Origin of the sequence: Nocardioides pocheonensis, from assembly GCF_003725535.1 — a bacterium.
Classification (GTDB): domain Bacteria; phylum Actinomycetota; class Actinomycetes; order Propionibacteriales; family Nocardioidaceae; genus Marmoricola; species Marmoricola pocheonensis.
In genome coordinates, this window is sequence record NZ_RJSF01000045.1 from 1 (window position 1) to 4500 (window position 4500).

Here is a 4500-nt window from a genome sequence, read left to right on the forward strand (position 1 = left end):
GACCTGGCCACCAGTGGGGACTTTTTCATGGCCACGGACACACGACGTTGGATCGCAGCCGGCCCGCCCGTGCGCCGAGCCACACCAAAAGCGCGCAGTGCGGTACAAATCCTCGCGGGTCTCACTCGGCGGAAGTAGTCGTCAAAGGGCCGACCACCTCCCCGGACCTCCGGCTCCGGGCACAGCCGCGCGACATCGGGACCGGCCGCCTCGGGACCCTGGTCGTTAGCCGGACCTCAAGGGCAATGTCGCGGAGATCCCTCTCCCCTGACCCTTGATCGGTGAGTCGAGCCCACGGACCTTGCCAGCCGTAACGGAGCGTCGGGCGCTCGCCCAGGAACCGGCAGGCAAGCTGGGATAGGGAGCCCGCCGCAACCAAGGGTGCGACTTAGGACCTACGTCCTCACTTGGCTCCGACAGGGCCCGTTTGCTCTCACATTCCGATACTACTGAACGGTAATCAGTCTCGGTTCTCTAGGTTTCTCTTCGAACCGGCGCGGGTCACCTTTTCCGCTCCCCTCTGGCGGCACCCCGCTCCCCCCGAGCGCGTCGCTTGAGCGGTCTCCCGCCCGCGCCGGTTCTCCGTCGGCAAGGCTCGACGGGACTCGGGGGACTGGGTCGCCGCCCGCCACACGCACACCTGCGTGGCGGCGACCTGGAACCCGTTTGTCACCCGTCGCTGCGCGGCGCCCCTGAGATTACGACGTGAACTCGAAGAGGCTCCTCGAACGACATCTGCACCTGAAGTCGGACGCCCAGGAGACGGCCAGCCTTGAGGGCGGCCCAGCGGATGTCAACCACGCATTGCTCGTCCGGCTCGTTGACGGCGAACCGGTAGGCGCCGTGCTCAGCTACCCCTCTCGCGATCGCCTCTTCCGAATGGGGCTCTCGCATCAACTCACCTTTCGCGCCCGAGAGGGAAGCCGTGGTGACTACCGGCGTTGGTGTGCATCGCTGCGTCAGCGCGAGTTCATTCGAAGCTGGTCAGCTTCCCAGTCAAGCGAACCTCCGACAGAGCCCGGACCAATGCATCGACCGCGGGATCCTTCGAGGTGGGTCGAACTTCGGAAGGGCTGCGCCTCTTGACGAGCCAGGGGACCAGCGCGTGTTGAGCCAGCTCCTCATCGACCCTGCTCGCGCCCTCCAGCGACGCCGCCTGGTCGCTCGAAGCGACCATCTTGCGCCGTCGACTACCTCGCCGAGCGGCCCGTAGCTGCAGGATCCCCCACAAAAGCGCCTCCCTGACCGCCGACCCGTACGGGCCCAGGACCACGGTGGAGTCCGCAGCAACATGCAGTTCGAGCACACCCAACGTCGGGTGCGGACCCAGCGCGTTCGCGAACGCGAGATCGAGCAACCTCACGCGGTGCGACCAGAACGCGAGTTCATAGCCGGGGGCGCCAATCTCATCAGGCTCCACGACCGTCGCAAACCACCCGCGCTCACTGCACCAGAGCAGACACGGCAACTTCCGCTCAGAGCTGGCCCACCATCCCCACACGCGTACCGATGGACTCGTCGCCCGGTCGAGCAGCACCGCCGGGTGCGAATGCTCCTCGAACTCCTGCCCGCGGCATCGCTTGAGGACGTCGCTGAGGGCCAGGAACTCCTCCTGTGCCGTCTTCGCGACTGCCACGACCCCTCCCCAAGGTTCCGCCACCGAGCCCCTCCGCGGGGGGCCCGCAGAAACTGAGACCCGAGGAAACCGGTGCAATTCGGCGTTGAATTCGCAGACCAAGGGAGATGGGTCGCGAGTCACCCGGACTGAACCGATTCGCGCCAAATGCTAGTGAAATCGAGAATCGTTACCGGGAAGTAGTATCGTATGTGTGGTGTGACGGTGATCACATCACGTGCACTACTCCGCGTGGACTTTGGTATGCCCAGCGCTGGTGCCGGGTGCCGTCTAGTGCCGCGCATTCGCGAAACCCAAGGTCAAACGCGATCACCAGAAGGTCAGCCGCCCGTGGCCGCTGACGCCTCCGTAACCGGGAACGCTGCATATCCAATCCGAGCACCCAGGGTGAACGCGACCGGATCGGTGTGCACCTCCTGCACTGGATAGTTGGAGAAGCTGCACGCACTGGTCGAACGCGAAGGCGTTTGGTCCCACAATCCCCGGTTGTCTCCACGGCGCGGCCCCCAAGTTCGAACTCAGCCGTTCTGGGCGTAGGTCAGGGACGTTGGGCGAGGGGTCGGGGTGGTTCGGGTGGGTGGCCGGTCATGGTTTCGATGAGCTCGGCGGCGACGGTGCTGACCTTGCGGTTGGAGTTCTGGGAGGCGTGGCGCAGGATCTCGAATGCCTCGTGGGCGCCGATCTTGCGGGTGACCATCAAGATGCCGAGGGCTTGATCGATCACGGCGCGGGTGGTCAGTGCTTCGTGCAGCTCGTCGTCGAGGACGATGTGGCTGGCGTGGCGCAGCAGGATGGTCAGGGCTGTGACGGCCTGGGCGGTGAAGGCTTCGGCGTGGGTGATGTCGGGGTCGGTGAAGCCGTGCGTCGCGGTGGCGAACAGGTTCAGTGCGCCGCGGGTGTGGCCGTCGAACGTCAAAGGCAGGGAGAAGACACTGTGGACGCCGTTGGACAGCGCGTATCCGGGGTAGTCGCCCCACCGGCTCTCGGTGGACATGTCGGGTACTTCGATGCGTGTTCCCAGATGGATCGCTTCCAGACACGGCCCGCGGCCGTGCACGTACTGAAGCTCGTCCATGCGCATCGCGACCTCGTCGCTGCTGGCCACGGTGGTCAGCTGGCCATCGCGGCGCAGGGTGATCCCGCAGTGCGCGCCCGGCACGATGGCCGCAGCCAGCACGGAGAGCTGGTGCAGGAACTCAGTGACGTCGGGGCCGTCGAGGATCAGGTTCTGGAGCTCGGCGTAGGCCGCGGACAGGTCGAGAGGCTGCGGGCCTTCTGGCGTCGGAGACGCGCCGGAGATCTCGTCCATCGTTTCGGGTCCAGACTGCGCCGACAGGTCGGGGCGCGATGGTGTGCGCCAAAGGCGATGCCGCGGCGTATGGCGACACACTGGGAACCCTCAGTACCTAGAGCCTAAGCCCGACGTTCGCACAACGGATCGCCTTGGCCATGGCAATCGGAGGGGCCAGGGGCTAACGTTTCATTCAGGTGTGGATAGGCGCCTGCAGACGGACCACGTCCCAGCCCCAAACCGAGGTCCGCCAGCATCGCTCCGTGAAGTGACCGGGGTCGGGAATGCCATTGGCTCTCACGCAGCCAGTAATCCGCCCTGATCCTCTCCACGGCGCGTCGCGCTTGTGCACATGCCATGTCGTTGGCGCGGGCCCGCGATCGGGGGACGAAGACCCGCGCCAGCGACAAGGAGCAATAGAGACGAGGGGGCCGAAGGGCCTGGAGAGGTTGCACCGCAGGGTGCTCGCCGATCAGGGCAACTCAGCGCTGCCTCGGGGTTGCGGAGTTGTGATCGTGACGAACACGCCCGCAAGCCGCCTTGCGGTCAGAAGGAGCGCCTGGCGGAGCCCCTTTGAGCCGCTCGGTGTTGCACTCCGAGTCCGCGTCGTAGCGCGGGCGGTGCGTTGCTTGTCAGTTCGGATCGGTGAACCAGAACCGCGGCGCGTCAACGGTCGTTTTGCTCAGCGAGCACCGTGCGCATGAGCTTCTCCAAGCCTTCCTCCGCGCGCTGAAGACTCCGCCCGTCCGGGTCGACGTAGGTCACGGTCAACGTGACCGTGGGATCAGCAGGCCCACGAGACGGCCCCACGCGCACTCGAGCACGGCCGCCGAGGACACGCCCCGCCTGGTGGGCGGCCCACTGGAGGTCGACGAAGCGTTGCGCCGGCGAAGGATCGATTTCGGCGATGTACTGGCCGTCGATCCACAACTTCGAGGCGATCTCGATAACCCGATCCCATTGAGGATCTTTCGACGTCTCTGACCGCATAGACACCCCCGAGAATGGGTCTCATCCCTCAGGCACTACATGCCCAGAACCGGGGCGCCCGAAACGTACTGACTCGAGGAGGCCGGGGCGTGAGCGCGCTGCGCGACACGACATGACCGCGGCCGCGCCCCGCTGAACAGCCGACGTGACCGTTGCGGCACCAGATGCCGGCTACCAGCTCTCGACAGCCGAGCCCCTGCCTGCGACAGCCACTCTGCAGCGAAGGTGCGTGAAGCCTGACTCGACGACGTTGGTCGACTGATCTCTCACACTGAGTGTCAGGACTCAGCGCCACGGGCGCGGTCGAGCACAACGTACGGAGTGGGTGAGTCGGCCAAGCGAGACGACGGCTCTCGATAGGTTCCCCGTGCGCGAAGCATCGGTTCGGCAACCTCATATGTCGACCCTCGCGTCAGCGGATGGGGCACGCGGGTCGTGATGATCACCCGGTCGACGTGCTTCCAGCGTCCGGGTCAGGAGTCGATGTGATCTGGGCGAGCTGGTCGGTCAGGTAGGTACGGATCCGGTCCCGGTTCTCCTGCTCGAGCTGTTCCAACTGTGCCACCTCGGCCTCGAGGGCGGC

At 65.8% G+C, this 4500-nt stretch carries 3 protein-coding genes; all 3 read right to left on the reverse strand.

All coding sequences use genetic code 11. The annotated features are described in order from the left end of the window. Positions 1 to 970 precede the first annotated feature (970 nt). Positions 971 to 1636 (reverse strand): hypothetical protein, encoded by a 666-nt coding sequence (locus EFL26_RS19565; RefSeq protein ID WP_123224608.1) that lies wholly within the window; start codon positions 1634 to 1636, stop codon positions 971 to 973. Between the two features lie 538 nt (positions 1637 to 2174). Next, positions 2175 to 2945: a GAF and ANTAR domain-containing protein gene (locus EFL26_RS19570; RefSeq protein ID WP_123224609.1), complete on the reverse strand. Its 771-nt coding sequence runs from the start codon at positions 2943 to 2945 to the stop codon at positions 2175 to 2177. A gap of 648 nt (positions 2946 to 3593) precedes the next feature. Then, a complete protein-coding gene (locus EFL26_RS19575; RefSeq protein WP_123224610.1) occupies positions 3594 to 3917 on the reverse strand; it encodes a hypothetical protein in 324 nt (107 codons plus the stop codon). Positions 3918 to 4500 lie beyond the last annotated feature (583 nt).